This window comes from Methylobacterium sp. XJLW (genome assembly GCF_003254375.1).
Classification (GTDB): domain Bacteria; phylum Pseudomonadota; class Alphaproteobacteria; order Rhizobiales; family Beijerinckiaceae; genus Methylobacterium; species Methylobacterium fujisawaense.
On record NZ_CP016429.1, the window covers coordinates 2,259,726 to 2,277,766 of the forward strand.

The following is an 18,041-nucleotide window of genomic DNA, read 5'->3' on the forward strand; positions in this document are numbered from 1 at the left end:
ATGCCGCGCCCGTCCACCGGTCGACGGCGCGCCGTCGCGCCTGCGGGCGTCGTGGCGTTCTGCCTCTGCCTCGCGGCCGCCGTGCCGGTGGCCGCGGACCCTTTGCGCGCCGAGACCCGGGACACGGCTCGGACGGCATCCGAGGGCGTGTCGGAGGGGCCGCCCCTCGCGCTCCGCACGAACGATCCCGAGACGTGGCGGGTCGCGACGCATCCGGTGCCGCCCCTGGTCATGGAGGCGGAGGGCCGGCTGCGCGGGTTCAGCATCGATCTCTGGAACGCCATCGCCCGGGAGCTGGGCGTCCGGACCGCCTTCGTCCGCGTCGACGACCTGCCGGCGCTGTTCGGGGCGGTCTCGGACGGGCGCGCGGACCTCGCCATCGCGGCGGTGTCGATCACCGCGGAGCGCGAGCGGCGGTTCGACTTCTCGGTCACGATGCTGGAGACCGGCCTGCGCATCGCCGTCCCGGCGGCGCCGGACGCGACCGGCTCGGCCACCGGCCGGGCCCTCCGGGCGCTCCTGAGCGACGCCACCTTCCTGCAGGTCCTCCTGGGGCTCGCCGCCCTCATCCTCGCGGTGGCGGCGCTGATCTGGTGGCTCGAACGCCGCCATCCCGGCGGCATGGCGGCGCGGGCGCGGCCGGCGCACGGCTTCGCCCATGTCCTCTGGTGGGCGCTGAGCAGCCTCGCCGCGCAGGCGGAGGAGATGCCGCGCAGCCCCCTCGCGCGGGCCATCACGGTGGTCTGGCTGTTCACCTGCATCGCCCTGGTGGCGTGGTTCACCGCCGGCCTGACCAGCACGGCGACGGTGGAGCGCCTGCGCGGCGCGATCAACGGCCCGCAGGATCTGCCGGGCAAGCGGGTGGGCACGGTCGCCCACACCACGTCGGTCGCCTATCTGGCGGACCACTTCGCCACGCCGGTGGGGTTCGCGAGCCTGGAGGAGGCCTGCGCGGCCCTGCAGGCCGGCACGGTCGCCGCGGTGGTCTACGATGCCCCCGCCCTGAGCTACTACGCGACGCAGCCCGGCCACGCGCCGCTGCGCCTGATCGGGCCGGCCTTCAACCGGCAGGCCTACGGCATCCTGTTCGCGGCGAACGACCCCCGGCGCAAGCGCGTCAACCAAGCCCTCCTCGGCCTCAGGGAGGATGGCCGCTACGACGAGATCTACAGCCGCTGGTTCGGCTCCGAGAGCGGCGAGGCTCAGGATCGCTGAGGCGCGCCGCGGTGGCGGTGGGCCTCGGCCGGGTGGCGCGCGGGCAGCCGGTCCCCCTGGCCGAAGAGCTTCGCCCGGAGTGAGCCCTCGGCATAGGCGGTCTTGTAGAGGCCGCGATCCTGCAGTTCCGGGATCACGAGGTCGATGAAGTCGGAAAAGCTCTCCGGCACGACGATCCGGCTGAGGTTGAAGCCGTCGACCTCGCCCTCCTCGATCCAGGCCTGGAGCTCGTCGGCGATGGCGACCGCGTCGCCGGTGAGCACCGGGTAGCGGCCGCCGAGCTGCAATTCGGCCAGGAGGTCGCGCTTCGTCAGCCCGCGCTTGGCCGCCGCCGCCGTGGCCGACTGGATGGCGTTGCCCGGCGCGTAGGGGATCGCCTCGTCGAGGCCGTAGCGGGCGAAGTCGATCCCCGTGGAGGCGGAGAAATGCGCGAGCCCCGCCTCCGGGCTCGCGTAGGACAGGTATTCGTCCCGCTTGGCCTCGGCCTCCGCCCGGGTCCGGCCGGGGATCACCGCGAGGCCGACGAAGACCTTCACGTCGTCGGGATTGCGGCCGGCCGCGACCGCCTCGGCCCGGATGGCGCGGACGGACTCGCGGGCGGTGGCCGTGTCGCGGGCGGAGATGAACACGCACTCGGCGTGGCGGCCCGCGAAGGCGCGGCCGCGGCCCGAGGCGCCCGCCTGGTAGAGGACGGGCGTGCGCTGGGGCGACGGCTCGGACAGGTGGTAGCCGTCGACCGCGAAGAACTCGCCCCGGTGGGCGACCTTGCGGATATGGGCCGGATCGCTGAACACCCGGGCCGCCCGGTCGCGGCGCACGGCGGCGTCGTCCCAGCTGCCCTCCCAGAGCCGGTAGAGAACCTCCAGATACTCGTCGGCATAGTCGTAGCGCCGGTCGTGTGCCGGCAACGTGCCGCCGCTCTGGGCGCGGTGGGCGCTGTCGAGGTAGCCGGTGACGATGTTCCAGCCGATCCGGCCGCCGGTCAGGTGGTCGAGGGTCGAGAGGCGCCGGGCGAAGGTGTAGGGCGCCTCCTGGTGGACGTTGATCGTCACCCCGAAGCCGAGATGTTCGGTCACCGCCGCCATGGCGGCGATCATCACGGTCGGGTCGTTGACCGGGAGCTGCACGGCCTCCCGGGCGGTCACGTCGATGCCGTCGCCGTAGACGTCGTAGACGCCGATGATGTCGGCGATGAACAGGCCGTCGAACAGGCCGCGCTCCAGGAGCTTCGCCTGGTCGGTCCAGTAGCCCAGCGTGTTGTAGGCCGACGAGCGGTCGCGCGGGTGCGTCCAGAGCCCGTGATTGATGTGGCCCACGCAGGCCATGTTGAAGGCGTTCAACAAGATCTGCTTCTTCTGGGCGGCCATCAGAGCGCTCCGTGCCGGGGCGGCAGCCGGCCGTCGAGGTGGTAGGCGCCGATCCAGTGGTACTTCCAGCGCACCGGATCGTGCAGGGTGTGGGTGCGGACGTTGCGCCAGTAGCGGTCCAGGGCCTCGGCCCGGTCGGTGGCGGAGGTGCCGCCGAGTTCGAGGAGCCTGTTGGACGCCAGCAGCCCGGCCCGGTGGCTCGCCGCCCGGGCCTCCGCCACCGCCACGGAGGCCGCCGCGACGTTGTCCGCATCGGGGGCGTCCTGCGCGGCGTCCACGAAGCGGCCGGCCCGCGTCAGCAGGGCGTCGGCCGCCGCGAGGCGGACCTGGACGTCGCCCAGCGCGTGGAGGGTCAGGGGATCCTCGCCCGCCCGGGTGACGCCGGAATCGATCCAGGGCCGGGCGCGGTCCCGCACGAAGGGCAGCGTCGCCGCGAAGGCGCCTTCGCCGATGCCGAGATCGATCCCGGCGTGCAGGATCTGCGCGAAGGGGCCGATGGCGGTGGGCCGCTCCAGCGAGGCCTGGAACGGCACCACCCAGCGGGGCTCCACGGCGACCCGCTCGAACAGGACCGAGCCCGAGCCGGTGACCCGCTGGCCGAACCCGTCCCAATCGTCCACCAGGGTCACGCCCGGCGCGTCCCGGGGGATGAAGACCAGGTAGGTGGCCGTGCGGCCCGCCTCCTCGGCCTCGACCAGCGTCGGGATGCGGTGGGCATAGAGCGAGCCGGTGCAGTAATACTTGCGGCCCTCGACGAACCAGCCGGCCGGATCGCGCACGAGCCGGGTGCGGCGGGTGTGGTCCCGCGCGCCGATCTCGGCCAGCGCATTGCCGAATCGCTCGCCCGCCAGGACGCGGCCGTAGAGGTCGCGCTTTTGGGCCTCGGTTCCGCCGTTGCGGAGCACCTCCAGGGCGTAGAAATGGTTCTGCGGGATCTGGCCGAGGGACCCGTCCGCCGCGGCGATCCGGGCGATCACCTGCGCGACCGTGGCGCTGTCGAGGCCGGGGCCGCCATAGGCCTTCGGCACCGTGATCGCCCAGAGGCCGGATTCGCTGAAGCGCTCGACCTCGGCGACCGGCAGGCGCCGCTCGAGATCGCGCGCGACCGCGGCCTCCGCGAACGCGGCCGCCAGCGTGTCGGCGATGGCCAGCGCCGCCGCGGCGTCGGCGATCACCGGCACTGGGCGCGGCGGTGCGGGCGCCTGCGTGAAAGCGGTCTCGTGGGGCTGGAGCGGCATGGCCCGATCCTCAGTTCCACTGGTGGCGGGCCGGCAGCACGCCGTTCAGGGCGTGGTTGCCGAGGAGGTGGTACTTCCAGCGCACGGGGTCGTGCAGGGTATGGACCCGGGCATCCCGCCAGAACCGGCCGAGATTGTACCCGTCGCGGGTCGCCGAGGCGCCGGCGAGTTCGAGCAGCCGCTCGGAGGCCTCCAGGGCGACCTCGGTGGTGAGGATCTTCGCCTGCGCCACCGCCACCGAGGCCTCGGCCGCGCTCTGGGCGGTGACGGGGGCCGCGGCGATCCGGTCCAGGGTCCGGCCGGCCCGGGCCAGGACCGCCTCGGCGGCGTGGAGGTCGACCGTGAGCCGTCCGACCTCGCCGAGGATGTGGGGATCCTCCGCGACGGTCTCGGCGGTGAAGGGATAGGGCCGCGTCCGGGTGCGCAGGAAGTCGAGGGCCGCGGCGACTGCGCCCCGGGCGAGGCCGGCATCGATCGCCGCGTGGATCAGCTGGGAGATCGGCCCGAACAGGCCCGGGCGCCCGGCGAGGGGCGCGAGGTCGATCGTCAGATCCGCCTCGACGGGGGCGTTCTCGAAGAGGACGCTGCCGCTCGCCGTGGTGCGCTGGCCGAAGCCCTGCCAGTCGTCCACGACCCGCACGCCGGGGGCGTCCCGGCGCAGGAAGACCAGGAGCGGTCCTCCGTCGGGGCCGACCGCGCGGGTCGGGATCCAGTGGGCGAAGAGTGCGCCGGTGGAATAGAAGCGGTGGCCGCTCAGGCGCGGGCCCGCCGGCCCGGATGTCAGCCGCGTCTCCACGCGGGTGATCGCCTTGCCGTTGCGGGCGGGGCCGGCATTGCCGATCCGGTGGCCGGCGAGGACGTCGCGGTAGATCCGCGCCTGCTGGGCGGGGCTGGCGGCGACCGCGACCAGCGCCAGGACGCCGAACTGGTTCTGGGGGATCTGCGCCGCCGAGCCGTCGGCGGCGGCCAGGATCGTGAACACCTCGGCCAGCGTCGCGTAAGAGACTTCCGCGCCGCCATGGGCCCGCGGCACCGTGAGGCCGCCGAGCCCGCTGTCGGTGAACGCCGCGATCTCCCCCCAGGGCAGGCGCCGGTCGCGGTCGCGCTCGGCCGCGCCCGCCGCGAAGATCCGGGCCACGGCCTGTGCGGCCGCGATCGCCTCGGCGTCGGATCCGATCCGGTGCGGGGGCGACGGCGGCGGGGGCATCGGCTCGGCCGCCCCGTCGGCGACGGATTCGTCCATGTCCAGGCTCATGGGTGCAGGCTCATGGGTGCAGGCTCATGGGTTCAGCCTCAGGGATGCGGCCTCGGGTGTGGGCCGCCTCGTGCCGGGGCGCGGGGCCGTCAGCGGGCCCGGAGCCGCCGCACCGCGGTGTCGCCCGCGAACTGGACCACGCACACGAGGGCGATCAGGATCGCGATCACCACCATCATCACGGTGGTGTCGAAGCGCTGGTAGCCGTACCGGATGGCGACGTCGCCGAGGCCGCCCGCGCCCACCGCCCCGGCCATCGCGGAGGCGCCGATCATCGACACCACCGTGATGGTGAAGCCCGCGACGATCCCCGGCAGCGCCTCGGGCAGGAGCACGTGGGCGAGGATGTGCCGGCGTCGGCAGCCGATGGACTGGGCGGCCTCGATCAGGCCGGCATCCACCTCCCGCAGCGAGACCTCGGCGATCCGGGCGAAGAACGGGGTGGCGCTCACCGCGAGCGGCACGATGGCCGCCCAGACGCCGATGGTGGTGCCGGCCACCAGCCGGGTGAACGGGATCAGCGCCACCAGCAGCACGATGAACGGCACGGCCCGGAAGCCGTTGACCACGGCCCCGACCACCCGGTTGGCCGCCGGTGCCGGGACGATGCCGCCGGGCCCGGAAATGACGAGGAACAGCGCCAGGGGCAGGCCGGCCAGCACGGCGATCCCGGCCGAGACCCCGACCATGAGCCCGGTGTCGAGGAAGGCCTGCCAGAGGCGGTCGATCATCTGCGGGGTCATGCGGGGCTCCGGGTCGGTGGGTTCGAGGGGGAACCGCTTGCGCGGCGGAGTCTCTGCCGGATTCCGCGGGGAAGGCGGCCCATCGTCGCCTCACCCCGCCTCCGCTTCCGGGGCGACGTAGCCGAGCCTCTCGACGGCCCCGCCGAGCGCCCGCAGGCGCGCCTCCACGTCCGGATCCGCGCCCGGGACGGCGACCAGCATCCGGCCGACCGCGTGGCCCTGGATCCGCTCGATGCCGGCCTGGAGCAGGCGCACCGGCGTGCCGGCCGCCACGGCGAGGCCCGAGAGATCCGGCGTCCCCTGCCCGGCCCAGGTGATCCGCAGGATCGCGGATCCGCCGGGTGTCGGCAGCGGCTGCAGCCGGTCCGCCAGATCCGGCGGCAGGCCGCGGGTCAGCGGTTCGAGCAGCGCCTGCGTGGTCGGGTGCTCGGGCGCCCCGAAGACGCGCCAGACCGGCCCGGTCTCGACCACCCGGCCCCGTTCCAGCACCACCACGTCGCTGCAGATCTCGCGGATCACGTGCATCTCGTGGGTGATCAGGATGATGGTGATCCCCAGGCGCCGGTTGATGTCGCGCAGCAGGTCGAGGATCGCCAGCGTGGTTTCCGGGTCGAGGGCGGAGGTCGCCTCGTCGCAGAGCAGGATCTCCGGATCGCTCACGAGGGCCCGGGCAATGCCGACCCGCTGCTTCTGGCCGCCGGAGAGCCGCGACGGGTAGGTGTCGGCCTTGTCCTCCAGGCCGACGAGGCGCAGCGCCTCCGCGACCCGCGGGCCGATCGCGCTTCTGGGGACGCCCGCGACCGTCAGCGGCAGCGCCACGTTCTGCCGGACGGTCTTGGCCGCCAGCAGGTTGAAGTGCTGGAAGATCATGCCGACGCGCCGGCGCAGGGCCACGAGCCCGTCGGTGTCGAGGGCATCGACGGGGGCGCCGTCGACCAGAACCCGGCCGGAGGTGGGCGCCTCCAGCCGGTTGACCATGCGCAGGAGGCTCGACTTGCCCGCCCCCGATCGGCCGATGATGCCGAAGATCGCCCCCGCCGGAATGGCGAGGTCGACGCTGTCGAGCGCGCGGACCGGTCCGGCGGCGGACGGATAGGTCTTGGAGACCGCCTCGAACCGTACCGTGCCGGGCCTCCGGCCGGGCGCTGCGGCCGGACCTGCGGCCGGACCTGGGGCGGTGGCCGCGGCGCCCGGACTCCGCCGTCCGGTCGCGACCGGCGTGCCCGGAGTGTGCAGGCTGTCGAAGACGAGGCCGACCATCAGTTCTGCCACGCCAGCAGGTAGAGCTTGTCGCTGTCGGCGAAGGACTTGCGGATCTGCCGCTTCACGGCGTCCGAATTCTGAAACAGGGTCACGAACTTCCGGATCGCCGGGTCGTCCTTGCGGGACGTCTTGGTGACGAAGCTGACCGTGAACAGCTTGTCCTCGATGCCGGAATAGATCAGCCCGCTGGTCGGGTCGAAGCTTCCGGCCGCCACGATGAAATGCGGATAGCCCTGCGCGAGATCGACATCGCCGGTGATCCGCGCGAGCTGCGGTCCCTCGACCTCGGTGAATCGCAGCGTCTTCGGGTTCTCGACGATGTCGTCGAGGGTGCCGAGGAAGCCGACACCGTCCTTCAGCCTGACCAGCCCGGCCTTCTGGAGGAGCAGCAGGCCGCGGCCCTGGTTCACCGGATCGTTGGCGAGCGCCACCGACCCGCCCACCGGGATCTCGTCGAGGCGCTTATGCTTCAGGGAGTACAGGCCGATATTGGACAGGATCCCCTGCCCGACGATGTCGAACGCGTAGCCCTTCTGCTTGGCCGCGTTCTCCATGAAGGGGCGGTGCTGGAAGAAGTTCACGTCGATGTCGCCGGCATCGAGCGCGACGTTGGGCGTCGTCCAGTCGCTGAACTCGACCACCTTCACGTCGAGGCCCTCCGCCTTGGCCTCCCGGGCCGCCACCGTGACGGCATCGCCGTAGGCCCCGGGCACGACGCCGATCCGGAGGGCCTCTGCCCCGGCGGAGGATGCGCCGAGGCAGAGCGCCGCGACGGCGAGGAGACGCAGGATCTTCATCGGGCAGGACTCCGGCGGGGCAATGATCGGGCAATTCCGGATGTGGAGCCGCGAGACAACGGTCGGCATCCGACGCGCAGGCGCGGGCGATCCATCGATTCGATAGGCACAATCTTGTCCGGATGAGCTTCTTGAGAAAGTCTAGATCAGCTCAACGCGATCCGAAATTCCAAAGATGATCGTTTATCGACATGAAAGATCTCCGGAAGGCCCGGTCAGGGGGATGCGGATGCTGCGTGCATCCCGTACGGCGCCTCTCGAGCCTCGTCTCGGACGAGACCGGACCAGTGCCCGTCGGATCGGGACCGTACCGGTCATCGAGCACGAACCGTGGCTCATCCAAGACCGCGTTCGTCCGCGAACAGGCCGCGACCGATAGCCCTGGATCCGGGGGATGAGCCTGCGCGGGAGGATTCCGTGCCCCGTTGGGCGGCACCCAGGCGACGCCGGCACAGCCTGGGGACCGCGCCCGACGTCCGCGTCCCCGGCCGACGGCGATCCCCGCAGATCTGTCGCGCGAGAAGACATCGAGTGTCTGTTTTCGCGACACTTTCCCGGCTCGACGGCGCGTATGGCCCTGACTCACGAAAATGTAGGCTCCCGCCACCGCGGGCATCATCCCGGATCCGGAACCCGGCCGTGTCCGAAACGTCGGGCCGGTCGCGACCACCGCGGCCGATCCCCGGCCGGGGCGGGCTGGCCTGTCCGGGGAGCATGATGGCGCAGGGGAACGACAGAGCGCGCGCGGCCCACGCGGCCGTGTCCGGCCCCGTGGGCGCGCCATGACCGCAGATCACGGTGTCTTCGCCTTCGCGCATGTCGGCGATCTCCATCTGGAGCGGAGTTCCGACCCCCATGCCGCCGACCTGCGGGCGATCCTCGCGGAGGTGGACGGGCTGCACGGACACGGCCTCCTCGACTTCGCCTACCTCCCGGGCGATCTCGCCGAGGACGGGCGGGCGGAGCAATACGCGGTCCTGCGCGAGGCCCTGCACCGGCACCCGGACCTGCCGGTGCGCCTGATCGCCGGCGACCACGACCGCCAGCACGGCACGATGACGGATTTCGACGCGCTGTTCGCCGCGGTGGCGGGCAGCCCCCGCGGCGGCGGCCACGCGGCGCGGCGCCACGACCTGCCGCGCCCGCACGACCCGGCCCCCGTCACGCATTACTACTTCGCCGAGACGTTCGCGGGCGTGCGCTGCCTGTTCCTCGACATGGTCAGCCCCGGCTACGGCCGGAAGGGGTTCGGCCTCGACTTCCGGCTCGGCCCCTGCCAGCTCGCCTGGCTCGCCGAGGAGCTGGCCCGGGCCGACGAGGAGGGCCGGCCCTGCGCGGTCTTCACCCACACCTACCCGGACGATCTCTGCGTGCCCGACGAGAAGGCGGCGCTGGCCGGCCTGATCCGCCACCACGGCGTGCGCCTCGTCGAGATGGGCCACACCCACTACAACGAGCTCGCCCCGGACGGGCGCACCCTCTACGCGGCGGCCCGCTCCGTCGGCCAGAACGAGGACGGCTCGGTGGGCTACGCGGTCGCGGCGATCGACGGGCCGGTCACGAGCTGGCGGTTCAAGCCCCTCGACCGGGCGCTGCCCTTCGTGATGATCACGAGCCCCGCCGACCGGCGCCTCGCCACGGCGCCCCTCGCCATGGCGGACGGCCGGATCTCCGTGCGCGCCCTCGTGCTGTCGGACAGGCCGCAGGGCGACTGGTGCTGCTGCGTGCGCGTCGATGACGGGCGGCCCCACGCGATGGTGCCGGACGGGCCGCGCACCGTCCATGCCCGCATTCCCTGGCCGGAGGGCGCCCGCCGCCTCGCGGTCACGGTCACGGACGGCACGGGGCAGGCCGATACCGAGGTGATCGAGCCCGTGGGCCGGAGCTTCGTCCCGCCGCCCGCACCCGATCGCCCCGGCAGCGACGCCACCCGGCTCCCCGCCTGGCCGCAGAAGGGGCTTCGGGGCGACCAGCTCGGCCCGAACCGCAACGGCCGGCCCTGGTAGCCGGACTCACCCGAATCGCTGCACACCGCACCGCACGATCCACTCCACCAGAGGACCACCGGACCCGATGGGCGCGCTGACGCTGACCCCCAATATCGCGACCTGGGCGATCGCCGCGCTCGCCACCCTCGGCGTCATCCTGCGGCCGTTCGCGTGGCCGGAGGCGATCTGGGCCGTGCTCGGCGCTGGCGCCCTCGTGGCCCTCGGCCTGCTCGCCCCCGCCACCGCCTGGGACGGCGTCCTGAAGGGGACCGACGTCTACCTGTTCCTCGTCGGCATGATGCTGATGTCGGAGGTAGCCCGGAAGGAGGGCCTGTTCGACTGGCTCGCCTCGATCGCCGTGCGCGCCGCCAAGGGCTCGGCGACGCGGCTGTTCACCCTGGTCTATCTCGTCGGCACCGTGGTCACGGTGTTCCTGTCGAACGACGCCTGCGCGGTGGTGCTGACGCCCGCCGTCTACGCGGCCACCAAGGCCGCCAAGGTGGAGAACCCCCTCCCCTACCTGTTCATCTGCGCCTTCATCGCCAACGCGGCGAGCTTCGTGCTGCCGATCTCGAACCCGGCGAACCTCGTGGTCTTCGCCGAGCACATGCCGCCGCTGGTGCGCTGGCTCGGCCTGTTCGCCCTGCCCTCGCTGCTGGCCATCGCGACGACCTACGCGGTGCTGCGGCTGACCCAGGCGAAGACCCTGCGCGGGCAGGAGGTCGCCACCGACGTCGAGGCCGTGTCGCTGTCCCGCACCGGCCTCGTGGCGGGGATCGGCATCGTGGCCACCGGCGGCGTGCTGATCGCCGCCTCGGCGCTCGGCCTCGACCTCGGCCTGCCGACCTTCGTGGCCGGGCTCGCCACCACGATCGTCGTGCTGCTGCTCAAGCGCGGCGGCCTCGTCGAGGTGGCCAAGGACGTGTCGTGGAGCGTGCTGCCGTTGGTGGCTGGCCTGTTCGTGCTGGTGGAGGCGCTGGAGAAGACCGGCGTCCTGGCGATGCTGGCGGACCTCCTCAAGGGCTACGCCCACGCCGCTCCGGAGGCCACCGCCTGGGGGGCGGGCGGCCTGGTCGCGGTGCTGTGCAACCTCGTCAACAACCTGCCGGCCGGCCTGATCGCGGGCGCCGCCGTGCAGGCCGCCCACGTTCCCGAGAAGGTCGCGGGCGCGATCCTGATCGGCGTCGATCTCGGGCCGAACCTCTCGGTCACCGGCTCGCTCGCCACGATCCTCTGGCTCACCGCCATCCGCCGCGAGGGCCAGGATGTCGGCGCCTGGACCTTCCTCAAGCTCGGCCTGCTGGTGATGCCGCCGGCCCTCGCGCTGGCGCTCGCCGGCCTGCTCCTCGTCTGATCCCTTCCCGGAAACCCAAGGTCCGCGCCCGTGACGGCAGCCCTCCTCTATCCCTTCATCCTGGTGGCGGGCGCGCTGCAGGCGATCGGCAACGCCATGAACGCGCAGCTGCGGGGCCGCATGGTCAATCCGTGGCTCGCCGCGACGGTGTCGTTCCTGCCGATCGTCTTCGTGTTCACGACCCTGTTCTTCACGATGCCGACGCCGCTGCCGAGCCTCGACAGCTTGAGCAAGATGCCCTGGTACGCACCCCTCGGCGGCCTGGCCGGCGCGGTGGCGGTGTTCGGGGGGCTGGCTTTCATCGACAAGGTCGGCGCCGGGCCGTTCAACGGCCTGACCCTCACCGCCAACATCCTCACCTCCCTGGCGATGGACGCGCTCGGCCTGTTCGGCCTGCAGGCCGCGGGCTTCAAGCCGATGCCCTGGCTCGGCGGCCTGCTGATGGCCGTGGGCGTGATCTTCATCGCGCGCTCGGGGGGCAGGAGCGACGGCGGCGAGGGGCACGGCGAGGGGCACGGCGAGGGGCACGGGATGTCGGGCAAGCTGCTCTACCCGTTCATCCTCGTGGCCGGCGCCCTGATGGCGATCGGCGTGGTCTGGAACGCGCAGCTCCGCGGCGCCCTGGAGAACCCCTGGCTCGCCGCGACGGTGTCGTTCGTGCCCGTGGTGTTCGTGTTCGCCCTGATGTTCCTGCTGCGGCCGTCGCCGCTGCCGACCCGGGACGACATCGCGGGCGTTCGCTGGTGGATGCCGCTCGCCGGGATCACCGGGGCGGTGGCGGTGTTCGCCGGGCTGCTCTTCGTCGACAAGGTCGGGGCCGGGGCGTTCAACGGCCTGCTGATCACCGCCAACCTCCTGACCTCGGTGGCCCTGGACCATTTCGGCTGGTTCGGCATGAAGCAGGTCAAGGCCGGCCCGCCGCGCCTGATCGGCGCCGCCGTGATGGTGGCCGGCATCGTGCTGATCTCGCTGTTCTGAGCATCCGGACCGATGTGGAGCCTGCCCGCCTGGTTGCTGCGCCGGGAAATGCTTCTCCTGGCGGGCGCCGCCCTCCTGGGCGCGGGCGGGATCGCGGCGTGGGTCCTGCTCCAGGCGACGGTCCTGACCATCGCGGTCGCGCCCCGCGACGGCACCGAGCCCGGCCTGATCAAGGCCTACGCGGACGCGCTCGAGGCCGCCCACGAGAATGTCCGCCTGAAGATCCTGTCCTTCGACGACGTGCGCGAGAGCGCCGCCGCCCTGCAGGACGGCCGGGCCGACCTCGCGGTCGTCCGCCCCGACGTGCTGCTGCCGACGAACGGGCTGACCCTGGCGATCCTGCGCGACCAGGCGATGGTCATCGCCTCGCCCGAGCAGGCCGGGATCACGAGCTTCCCGAAGCTCGCCGGCAAGCGGCTCGGCATCGCGGCGCACCGGGACGCCGACCTTTGGCTGCTGCGGAACCTCCTCGGCTATTACGGCCTCACCCTGGAGGAGGCCGCCGGCCCGGCCCGGGACTCGACGGTCCTGCTGGTCCCGGTCGATCAGGAGGCGGTGGCCGGCGCCTTCCGCGAGAGGCGGATCGACGCCTTCGTCAGCATCATCGCCCCCTCGGCGCCTAAGGCGCTGGCCCTGGTCTCGGCCGTGCAGGGCGTCGCCCGCGGCGGCAAGGTGGCGTTCGTCGCCGTTGAGGATGACGGCGCGGTGATCGAGCGCTTCCCGCGGCTCCAGGCGGTCACCGTCCCGGGCGGCCTGTTCGGCGGCCGCCCGAAGCTGCCGGCCGACGACGTGAAGACGGTGGGCGCCTCGTACCGGCTGATGGCCCGGGCCTCCCTGAGCCGCGTGGTGGCGGCCGACGTGACCCAGCAGCTCTTCGAGAAGCGCAGCGCCGCCGCGCTGGCCACCGACGCTGCCGAGTACGTCCAGGCCCCGGCCTACGACACGACCGTGGCCGCCACCAGCGCCCGGATCCCGATCCATCCCGGCGCGATCGACTATTACGAGCGCGACCAGCACGGCTTCATCGAGCGCTACGGCGACACCCTCTACCTCCTGGGCGCGCTGGCGGGCGGCCTCGTCTCGGTGCTCGCCTGGATCCGGAAGCGCCTCGCCAGCCTGCGCCGGGAGCGCATCGACGAGATCATGGACCGGCTCCTGGAGATCGCCGGGCAGGCCCGGGCGCTGCGCGACCCGGCGGCGATCGAGGCGCTCACCGTCGAGGTCGACGCGCTGGCCATGGACGTGGTGCGCTACGCCCGGGAGCGGGAGCCGGACACCCGGATCCTGTCGGCGGCGTCCGTCGCCATCGACACGGCGCGGGCGACCATCGCGGATTGCCGGACGCAGGCGGTTGAGGGCGGGGGGCGGATCGGGCGGTCCGTCCGGCTGCACGGCGCGGGCGGGGCCTGACATGTCCGGTCCCGCCACCGTGCCCGCGCCGGACCGGAGCGAGGCCGCGCCGGACGTCGCCTCCGTCCGGGACCGCGTCGAGGCGCGGGTGCAGCGATCCCTGCGCTCGCGCACCGTGACCTGGATGACGGTGGGCTTCGCCACGATCCTAGTGATGACCGCCATCGCGCTCGGCGCCTTCGTCTACCAGCAGCGCGGCATCGACGCCGTGCGCCACACCGTGGCGGTGGACGGGCGCCTCGCCCGGGTGCTGTCGGCGGTGCAGGACGCCGAGACCGGCCAGCGCGGCTACCTGCTCACCGGCGACGAGGCCTTCCTGCTGCCCTTCACCGAGGGCCGGCTGAACGTCGACCGCCAGCTCGATTGGCTGCGCGACCTCGTCCAGGATGACGCCGACCAGAGGGCCGAACTCGACACCCTGGCCGCCCTGATCCGCGAGAAGCTCGACGAACTCGGTGCCAGCGTCGCCCTGATGCGCGGCGGCGACAGCGCCGCGGCCCACACCTCGGTGGCGGACGGACGCGGCAAGCAGGTGATGGACGCGATCCGCGACCGCGTGCGCCGCATGGAGACGTACGAGGCGGACAGGATGGAGCGGCGGCAGGCGACGGTGTCCCGGATCGCCCTCGCCCTCTGGATCATGGTCGGTGCCCTCGCCGTCCTGTTCGTGCTGTTCGCCGTCTCGGCCCTGCGGGAGGCGACCCGCCGCAACCGGCTGTCGCGGTTCCTGCCGCAGGAGCTGGTCCTGCGGCTCGCCGACGGCGACGGGAGCCTGAAGGCCGGCCGCCGCCAGCAGGCCGCCATCGTGTTCGTCGACATGCGCGGCTCGACCACTCTGGCCGAGAACCTGGATCCGCACCGGCTCTCCGAGTTCCTGTCCGCCTTCCGGCGGCGGGTGACGCGCCTCGCCCGCCTCCGGGGCGGGGTGGTCGACAAGTTCATCGGCGACGGTGCCCTGGTGGTGTTCGGCCTGCCCGAGCCCAGGTCTGACGATGCCGCCCGTGCCCTCGCCTTCGCCCAGGATCTCGTCGCGGTGATCGCCCGCTGGACCGACAGAGCCGGGCCCACGGGGACCGTGCGCATCGGCGTGGGCGTCCATTACGGCGAGGTGTTCTGCGGGATCATCGGCGAGGAGGCGCGCTACGAGTTCACGGTGCTGGGCGATGCGGTCAACGTCGCCGCCCGCCTGGAACAGGCGACCAAGCTCCACGGTGTCCCGATCCTGGTCTCCGAGGCCGCGCGGCGCGCCGCCGGGGCCCCGGTCGAGGCGTGGCGCGAGGTCAGCCGCGAGCCCCTGCGGGGACGCCGGGAGCGCATGGCCTATCATACCCCCGCCGGCCCGGGGCCGGCCGCGCCGGCGCCCTGTGGAGACGAAGATGTGCCGCTTCCGGCGGCAGGAACGGCGGTCTGAGAAGAACCTGTCTGCCGCCGATGGCGGATAGAGAACAAGCATCTCCCCGGACAGAGAAATACGAAAGACGCGTCCATTGCGAAGGGACAGGCCGAGCGCGACATTCGCCATCATGCGCAGCGCCTCCGAAAACCAGTCGCCGGCCTTCGATCCGTTCGGCGAGCCCGTCGCCGACGGCGTCGCCCGCGCCTGCCCGGCCACCGCGGCCGGTGACCGCACGGCCCGTCGCGTCGGCGGTGCAGTGTTCTGGACGCTGGCCCTGGCGATCCTGGCCGGTCGCGTCTACGCGTACGATCTTCCGGCCGTTCAGGCCGTCGCCACGCACGCCGCACAGGCCCTCGCCCTGCGCTGACAACCCGGATCGGGTTTCCGGCCGGGGCGTCGTTCCAGGCCTCTCAGTACGTATCGGCCAGATAGGCGGCGATCGCGCCGGCATCGGCCTGTTCGATCGGGGCGTGGTAGGCCTTGATCATCTTGGACACCTCGGCATCCCAGAACGCCTTCCCGCGGCCGGGCGGCTGCGTGGCGATGTAGTCCACCGAGTGGCAGGTCTGGCAATTGGCCTGGGCCGCCTCGTAGCCCGCAGCCAGGCTGTCCGCCTTCGGCGGCCGCAGCTGCGCGGTCGGGTCCGGAACCGCGTAGGTCCGTGGCGCGGCCCAGGCCGAGCCGGCCGTCAGGCCCCCGATCATCGCGCCGAGCAGAAGCATACGCATCCCGTTCGTCCTCCCGTTCGCGTTCACGCCGCCTGCACCCGGGTGGTCTCGACGCCGTTGCGCATGTAGCCGGACGGGTTCCAGCGGGACGCCGTCGGCTGGCTGCTGCCGTCGTTGGCGGTGGCTCGGACCCGGATCGCGTGGGCGCCCGGCGTGAGCGCGGCCGTGAGCGACCAGGGCCGGAACGCGTAGGGGCCGAGATCCCGGCCGAGCGCGGCCTCGGTCCAGGTGGCGCCGTCGTCGGTGGAGACCGCGACCGTCCGGATGCCGGAGCCGCCGTCGAAGGCGATGCCCCGCAGGGAGACCGGACCGGCGGTCACGCGCGCGCCGTCGGCCAGATTCGTGAGGAACGACCGCACGTTGAGGCGCCCGATCGGCACCGTGGCGGCGGCCGCCTGGCCGGGTTCGGTGCAGGCGCAGGGATTGTCGGGGATGCGGTAGGCGGTCTTCATGAAGAAGCCCTCGAAGGGCTTGTCCAGCACCGTGACGGTATCGAGGTGCTTGACCCAGTAGGTGCCGTAATAGCCCGGCACCACGAGGCGGAGCGGGTAGCCGTTGAGCCAGGGCAGGTCCTCGCCGTTCATGCCCCAGGCGAGCAGCACCGCGCCGTCGCCGGCCTGGTCGAGGGTGAGCGCCTTGGCGAAGTCCGGCGTCTCGGGCAGCACAGGCCGGTCGAGCCCGTTGAAGGCGACCTGTACGGCCCCGGCCTTCACGCCGGCCCGGTCCAGCACGCTTCTCAACGGCACCCCCGTCCACCGCGCGCAGCCCATGGCGCCGTTGCCGAGCTGGCCGCCGGCCATCCGGGGCTCGAAGAAGCCGCGGGAATTGCCCGAGCACTGGTTGACCGCCACGATCTCGGTCCGGCCCGGCAGCGCCTTCAGCTCCGACAGCGACAGCGCGACGGGTCGCTCCACATGGCCGCCCACGGTCAGCCGGAACGCCTCCGGGTCGATCTCCAGGGGGATGTCGGCGAGGTGGTAGCGGACGAAGAAGGCGTCGTTCGGCGTGATCGCGCCCTCGTCGAACACCGCGAACGGCGTCTCCAGCTGGGGCGGCCGGGCGGTGGTCTGCAGCAGCGGCCGCTTGCCCGGATAGGCGACGAGCGGGCGCTCGCCGTTGCCGAAGGGCAGCTGCGCGTCCTCTCCGGCCCAGGCGGGCCGCAGGCCGCTTCCCGCCGCCAGGGCACCGAGCGCGGCGCTCTTCAGGAAGGCCCGTCGTGCCGGATCGGTCATCCCCTGCTCCCTCCCGGTCTGCCCCGACAGCCTCGGTCGCGCGGCGCCGGATCCATGGGATAGCCTGCGCCGGGCGAAAGGCCCAGATCCCCCCGCGTTCAGCCCTGCGTGAGATGCCGGCGCACCGCCGCGGCGATGACGGCCGAGACCCGGACGTTCGATTCCTGCGTCACCCCGGCGATGTGGGGCGTGAGGATCAGGTTCGGCACGCCCGCGAACGGGGCGCCGGCCGCGGCGTCGAGGGGCTCGCGGTCGAACACGTCGAGGGCCGCGCCGCCGAGATGCCCGGACCGCAGGGCGGCCGCCACCGCGGCCTCGTCGACGATGCCGCCCCGGGCGGCGTTGATCAGCACGGCGCCCGCGGGCATCCGGGCGAGGGCGGTCGCGTCGATCAGGCCGCGGGTCTCCGCGGTGAGCGGGACGTGCAGGGAGAGCACGTCGCTCTCCGCGATCAGCGCCTCCAGATCCCGGCGCCGCACCGGACCGTATGGGGGCGTCCAGGCCGGATCCTCGGCGGCCAGGAACGGGTCATGGGCCGCGATCGCCATGCCTAGGGCAGCGGCGCGGCGGGCGGTCTCCCGGGCGATCGATCCGAAGCCCACGAGCCCGAGGCGCTTGCCGGCGATCTCGCGCCCCATCAGGGCGTTGCGCGGCCACGTCCCCGCCGCGACCGCCTCGCTCGCCCCATAGGCCCCGCGCAGCAGCAGCAGCGCGGTGGCGACGACGTACTCGGCGACCGCGCCGTCATTGGCGCCCGTCGCCGGCTGGACCGTGATCCCCCGCGCCCGGCAGGCCGGAACGTCGATGTTGTCGAGGCCGACCCCGAGACGCCCGACGATCCGGAGGCGTCGGGCACCCGCGAGCAGCGCGCCGCGGACCTGCGTCCGGTTGCGCACGATCAGGGCGTCGGCCTCCGCCACGGCGGCGGCGAGTGCCTCGGGCCGGTCGACGAGTCCGGGATCGTACAGGGTGTCGAAGCCCGACAGGTCGGCGGCGATCGCCGCAGGGTCCATGAATTCGCTGATGACGACCTTGGGCATGGCGCGCCTGTTCCCCGGTTCCGCGTGGTCGCCCCCC

Annotated in this window: 16 protein-coding genes; 7 read left to right on the plus strand and 9 right to left on the minus strand. The window is 72.9% G+C overall.

Annotation, left to right across the window (positions count from 1 at the left end; genetic code table 11):
- Entirely contained in the window at positions 1–1,215 is a 1,215-nt protein-coding gene (locus A3862_RS10415; protein WP_111473566.1) for a transporter substrate-binding domain-containing protein, read from the plus strand.
- On the opposite strand, the gene A3862_RS10420 is transcribed toward A3862_RS10415, so the two are convergent.
- The 6 genes from A3862_RS10420 to A3862_RS10445 all read right to left on the minus strand — a co-directional run bounded on the left by A3862_RS10420 (position 1,203) and on the right by A3862_RS10445 (position 7,878).
- On the minus strand, positions 1,203–2,582 hold the full coding sequence (locus tag A3862_RS10420) for an LLM class flavin-dependent oxidoreductase (RefSeq protein WP_043759531.1): 1,380 nt from the start codon (positions 2,580–2,582) through the stop codon (positions 1,203–1,205). The genes A3862_RS10415 and A3862_RS10420 overlap by 13 nt on opposite strands.
- On the minus strand, positions 2,582–3,820 hold the full coding sequence (locus tag A3862_RS10425; RefSeq protein ID WP_043759530.1) for an SfnB family sulfur acquisition oxidoreductase: 1,239 nt from the start codon (positions 3,818–3,820) through the stop codon (positions 2,582–2,584). Before A3862_RS10425 ends, A3862_RS10420 begins: the two co-directional genes overlap by 1 nt.
- A 10-nt stretch (positions 3,821–3,830) precedes the next feature.
- The gene (locus A3862_RS10430) at positions 3,831–5,075 is read right to left on the minus strand and encodes an SfnB family sulfur acquisition oxidoreductase (RefSeq protein ID WP_043759529.1); all 1,245 of its coding nucleotides are present in this window, start codon (positions 5,073–5,075) and stop codon (positions 3,831–3,833) included.
- Positions 5,076–5,164: 89 nt separating this feature from the next.
- Entirely contained in the window at positions 5,165–5,818 is a 654-nt protein-coding gene (locus tag A3862_RS10435; protein WP_043352323.1) for a methionine ABC transporter permease, read from the minus strand.
- 90 nt (positions 5,819–5,908) lie between these two features.
- A complete protein-coding gene (locus A3862_RS10440) occupies positions 5,909–7,078 on the minus strand; it encodes a methionine ABC transporter ATP-binding protein (RefSeq protein WP_043386625.1) in 1,170 nt (389 codons plus the stop codon).
- Positions 7,078–7,878, minus strand: a complete 801-nt coding sequence (locus A3862_RS10445; protein ID WP_043761500.1) for a MetQ/NlpA family ABC transporter substrate-binding protein — start codon at positions 7,876–7,878, stop codon at positions 7,078–7,080. The genes A3862_RS10440 and A3862_RS10445 overlap by 1 nt, the downstream gene beginning before the upstream one ends.
- A 782-nt stretch (positions 7,879–8,660) precedes the next feature.
- On the opposite strand from A3862_RS10445, the gene A3862_RS10450 reads away from it, so the two are divergent.
- The 6 genes from A3862_RS10450 to A3862_RS10475 all read left to right on the plus strand — a co-directional run bounded on the left by A3862_RS10450 (position 8,661) and on the right by A3862_RS10475 (position 15,371).
- Entirely contained in the window at positions 8,661–9,884 is a 1,224-nt protein-coding gene (locus A3862_RS10450) for a metallophosphoesterase family protein (protein WP_043352327.1), read from the plus strand.
- A gap of 67 nt (positions 9,885–9,951) precedes the next feature.
- Positions 9,952–11,220 carry an arsenic transporter gene (locus A3862_RS10455; protein WP_043352329.1) on the plus strand — a complete coding sequence of 423 codons (1,269 nt, stop codon included), beginning with the start codon at positions 9,952–9,954 and terminating at the stop codon, positions 11,218–11,220.
- Between the two features lie 30 nt (positions 11,221–11,250).
- Positions 11,251–12,198 carry a DMT family transporter gene (locus A3862_RS10460; RefSeq protein WP_043759527.1) on the plus strand — a complete coding sequence of 316 codons (948 nt, stop codon included), beginning with the start codon at positions 11,251–11,253 and terminating at the stop codon, positions 12,196–12,198.
- Positions 12,199–12,210: 12 nt separating this feature from the next.
- On the plus strand, positions 12,211–13,608 hold the full coding sequence (locus A3862_RS10465) for a TAXI family TRAP transporter solute-binding subunit (protein WP_043352333.1): 1,398 nt from the start codon (positions 12,211–12,213) through the stop codon (positions 13,606–13,608).
- Between the two features lies 1 nt (position 13,609).
- Positions 13,610–15,019: an adenylate/guanylate cyclase domain-containing protein gene (locus tag A3862_RS10470; RefSeq protein ID WP_236961944.1), complete on the plus strand. Its 1,410-nt coding sequence runs from the start codon at positions 13,610–13,612 to the stop codon at positions 15,017–15,019.
- A gap of 112 nt (positions 15,020–15,131) precedes the next feature.
- Positions 15,132–15,371: a hypothetical protein gene (locus A3862_RS10475; RefSeq protein ID WP_043386634.1), complete on the plus strand. Its 240-nt coding sequence runs from the start codon at positions 15,132–15,134 to the stop codon at positions 15,369–15,371.
- Positions 15,372–15,414: 43 nt separating this feature from the next.
- Here the strand turns inward: A3862_RS10475 and sorB are convergent, their stop codons facing one another.
- From sorB to A3862_RS10490, 3 genes are all read right to left on the minus strand, one after another.
- Positions 15,415–15,732, minus strand: coding sequence for a SorB family sulfite dehydrogenase c-type cytochrome subunit (gene sorB, locus A3862_RS10480; RefSeq protein WP_043386636.1), 318 nt, complete (start codon positions 15,730–15,732; stop codon positions 15,415–15,417).
- Positions 15,733–15,755: 23 nt separating this feature from the next.
- Positions 15,756–16,964 carry a SorA family sulfite dehydrogenase catalytic subunit gene (gene sorA / locus A3862_RS10485; RefSeq protein ID WP_043759524.1) on the minus strand — a complete coding sequence of 403 codons (1,209 nt, stop codon included), beginning with the start codon at positions 16,962–16,964 and terminating at the stop codon, positions 15,756–15,758.
- A gap of 98 nt (positions 16,965–17,062) precedes the next feature.
- The gene (locus A3862_RS10490; RefSeq protein ID WP_043352342.1) at positions 17,063–18,004 is read right to left on the minus strand and encodes an NAD(P)-dependent oxidoreductase; all 942 of its coding nucleotides are present in this window, start codon (positions 18,002–18,004) and stop codon (positions 17,063–17,065) included.
- Positions 18,005–18,041 lie beyond the last annotated feature (37 nt).

Coding starts and splice junctions, on each gene's coding strand:
- A3862_RS10415 (WP_111473566.1), top strand. CDS start 1: ATGCCGCGCCCGTCCACCGGTCGACGGCGCGCCGTCGCGCCTGCGGGC.
- A3862_RS10420 (WP_043759531.1), bottom strand. CDS start 2,582: ATGGCCGCCCAGAAGAAGCAGATCTTGTTGAACGCCTTCAACATGGCC.
- A3862_RS10425 (WP_043759530.1), bottom strand. CDS start 3,820: ATGCCGCTCCAGCCCCACGAGACCGCTTTCACGCAGGCGCCCGCACCG.
- A3862_RS10430 (WP_043759529.1), bottom strand. CDS start 5,075: ATGAGCCTGGACATGGACGAATCCGTCGCCGACGGGGCGGCCGAGCCG.
- A3862_RS10435 (WP_043352323.1), bottom strand. CDS start 5,818: ATGACCCCGCAGATGATCGACCGCCTCTGGCAGGCCTTCCTCGACACC.
- A3862_RS10440 (WP_043386625.1), bottom strand. CDS start 7,078: ATGGTCGGCCTCGTCTTCGACAGCCTGCACACTCCGGGCACGCCGGTC.
- A3862_RS10445 (WP_043761500.1), bottom strand. CDS start 7,878: ATGAAGATCCTGCGTCTCCTCGCCGTCGCGGCGCTCTGCCTCGGCGCA.
- A3862_RS10450 (WP_043352327.1), top strand. CDS start 8,661: ATGACCGCAGATCACGGTGTCTTCGCCTTCGCGCATGTCGGCGATCTC.
- A3862_RS10455 (WP_043352329.1), top strand. CDS start 9,952: ATGGGCGCGCTGACGCTGACCCCCAATATCGCGACCTGGGCGATCGCC.
- A3862_RS10465 (WP_043352333.1), top strand. CDS start 12,211: ATGTGGAGCCTGCCCGCCTGGTTGCTGCGCCGGGAAATGCTTCTCCTG.
- A3862_RS10470 (WP_236961944.1), top strand. CDS start 13,610: ATGTCCGGTCCCGCCACCGTGCCCGCGCCGGACCGGAGCGAGGCCGCG.
- A3862_RS10475 (WP_043386634.1), top strand. CDS start 15,132: ATGCGCAGCGCCTCCGAAAACCAGTCGCCGGCCTTCGATCCGTTCGGC.
- sorB (WP_043386636.1), bottom strand. CDS start 15,732: ATGCGTATGCTTCTGCTCGGCGCGATGATCGGGGGCCTGACGGCCGGC.
- sorA (WP_043759524.1), bottom strand. CDS start 16,964: ATGACCGATCCGGCACGACGGGCCTTCCTGAAGAGCGCCGCGCTCGGT.
- A3862_RS10490 (WP_043352342.1), bottom strand. CDS start 18,004: ATGCCCAAGGTCGTCATCAGCGAATTCATGGACCCTGCGGCGATCGCC.